Source organism: Sphingomonas sp. 66-10, assembly GCF_001897045.1.
Classification (GTDB): Bacteria; Pseudomonadota; Alphaproteobacteria; order Sphingomonadales; family Sphingomonadaceae; genus Sphingomonas; species Sphingomonas lycopersici.
In genome coordinates this window covers 2,052-2,920 of the sequence record NZ_MKRR01000161.1, presented here as the reverse complement: position 1 = coordinate 2,920, position 869 = coordinate 2,052, and the positions used below count along the sequence as shown (strand labels likewise).

Annotated in this window: 1 protein-coding gene; it reads left to right on the top strand. The window is 63.4% G+C overall.

The window, feature by feature from the left end:
• Nucleotides 1-166: 166 nt before the first annotated feature.
• The coding region (locus tag BGN95_RS25300) for an MlaD family protein (protein ID WP_286774395.1) at nt 167-869 on the top strand (703 nt) is incomplete at its 3' end.

The following is an 869-nucleotide window of genomic DNA, read 5'->3' as shown; positions in this document are numbered from 1 at the left end:
AGCCGATTGCCCCACGGTATGTCGCCCGGTCGCAAGCTCAAGTCTCCAACCATAAAACCCCTCCCTGCCCAGACGATTCCTGTTCCCCGCCGCGTCCACAAGCCAAGCACAGGAAAACGGTACGGTTTACTTACAAACTTCTTCGCCTTAACGTCTGCATCCTGCGATGGAAACGCGATCCAACAAATTCCTTGTGCTCGCGGTCACCGGCCTTCTGCTGAGCACGCTTCTCGTCTTCACCCTTTGGCTTTTCGATGCGCGAAGTGGAGACGGAAACCCGTATCTCATCCGTTTCACCGGGAGCGTCGCCGGCCTGGAAAAGGGATCACCAGTGACGTTCTCGGGCGTCCCGGCGGGCCATGTCACGTCCATACGGTTTGACGGAGCTGATCCCTCAGCGGTTCTCGTCACCATCAGCCTCGAACCGGGAACCCCCATCGTCACAGGTGTCAAGGCAACGATCGCGCGATCCGCACTGGCAGGGACGGCCAACATCAGTCTCGACGGCGCAAAGTCCGGTGCATCCCCGATCGTCGCGACGAGGGTCGGTGAGCTTCCCATCATCCCCGCCAAGGAGGGTGGGCTTCTTGGCGGGGGAGGGGATCCAGTCGCGCTCGTGGACAAGATCAGCCGGACAGTCGACTCCGTGTCGCGCAACCTCGATGCCGCCCAACAGCAGCGGGCCAGCGATCGGCTGGCGGCGCTCGCGGAGAGTTCCGCAGGCTGGGCAGACAAGGCTGGAGCGGCATCTGACGCGCTTACCGGCGCCCGCGGGCGTGTCGTGGCCCTGGGGGACGCCTTGCAGCGATCCGGCGAAAGCGCCGAACGGTTGGGGAGCGCTGTGGTAGAAAGCCGCGCAACCGTCCTCG